The sequence below is a fragment of the Synechococcus sp. H60.3 genome (assembly GCF_047462295.1).
Taxonomy (GTDB): Bacteria; Cyanobacteriota; Cyanobacteriia; order Thermostichales; family Thermostichaceae; genus Thermostichus.
This window is the reverse complement of the sequence record NZ_JANSIY010000207.1, coordinates 1-1,195: the sequence shown is the minus strand read 5'-3', so window position 1 is coordinate 1,195 and position 1,195 is coordinate 1. Positions and strand designations below refer to the sequence as shown.

Annotated in this window: 2 protein-coding genes; both read left to right on the top strand. The window is 56.9% G+C overall.

What is annotated here, in order from left to right; all coding sequences use genetic code 11:
- A partial coding sequence (locus tag NW841_RS12805) for a PilN domain-containing protein (protein WP_414386772.1) occupies positions 1-370 on the top strand: 370 nt, incomplete at its 5' end.
- A complete protein-coding gene (locus NW841_RS12800) occupies positions 370-1,062 on the top strand; it encodes a hypothetical protein (protein WP_414386770.1) in 693 nt (230 codons plus the stop codon). The genes NW841_RS12805 and NW841_RS12800, both read left to right, overlap by 1 nt.
- Positions 1,063-1,195: the final 133 nt, after the last annotated feature.

Below are 1,195 nucleotides of genomic sequence, written 5' to 3'. Positions count from 1 at the left end.
ATCCGTCCAGCCCTGGTCAGCCATTTTGGAAGAAGTGCGGCGCAGGATCCCTGGCCAAGGGGTGTGGATAACCAACATCAGCGCCTCTGGGGATACCGTGAACATCCAAGGCGGGGCGCTCGATTTTCCCTTGGTGAACGACTTTTTGCTCACCCTGCTGGATTCCAACTTCGTAACCAGTGCCGTTCTCAACAGTGCCTCTCGAGTGGAGGGCACACCTGAAACTGAACCCAGCGTCACCTACGGCCTAACGGTTACTATTCGAACCATAGGGGATCCCGACCCAGAGTTTACCCGCGAGCTGGAGCAGCGGGGAGCAATAGGCTTGGTGGAAAAGATCCGCATTTTGCGTCAAGTGGAGGGGAACTGATGACCGGCTCGCTGGACAGTTTTCACGATGAACAACTAATGGCACCTCCGGCGGGGCCGCCGGTACTGCTGGGTGTCGAGCTGACCCCCATTCGCATTGGCCTGTTGATCGGGATCCTGGGCTTGGGTACAGCGGGCTTTTTGGCCTTCACCCAACTCCGTCCTCTAATTAGAGAGGTGCAAGCCTTGGAAAGAAAGGTAGCCCAAAAAACCAGCCAGTTGCAGGAGGTACAGGGCCAGATTGCCAGCCTACAGGATCTGCCCAACCAGATCGAGAAGGCTCGTGTGCAACAGCAGCAGATCAGCAGCTTGCTGGCCACCCCTGAGAATGCCGACACGCAACTGATCGATCTCAACCGACTGGTGCGGGGACAGCCCAACAGCGAGTTGCGCAGTTTTACCCCCTCCCCCCTCACCCCTGCTTCTTCGAATAACCCCGAAGTGCCCGCGATCATTGCTCCGGCTATCCAGGTGCAGACCAGTCGCGTCGCGGTGCGGGGCCCCTATACGGACATCATTAATCTCATGAGGGATGTAGAGCGTCTACGCACCTTGTTTCGGGTGAGCAACATCAGCCTAAATCCTGTGCAAGATACAGGGGAGCTAGACGCCGCTTTCGATCTAATTGCCTACATCTACAACAAGGACGTTCCCTTGGGCACGGCTCCTGCCCAAGAAGCTCCCAGTCAGTAGGCTGGTCGGTTCTGGACGCCTGTTCAACTCAACACCTCACCACATCTCAGATTGAAGCCTTCTCCCAGCTTCGGAGTTGCGGCTGCGTAGCCATTTCAAACCAGATTGAGACACCTCCCAGGCTCTCCACACC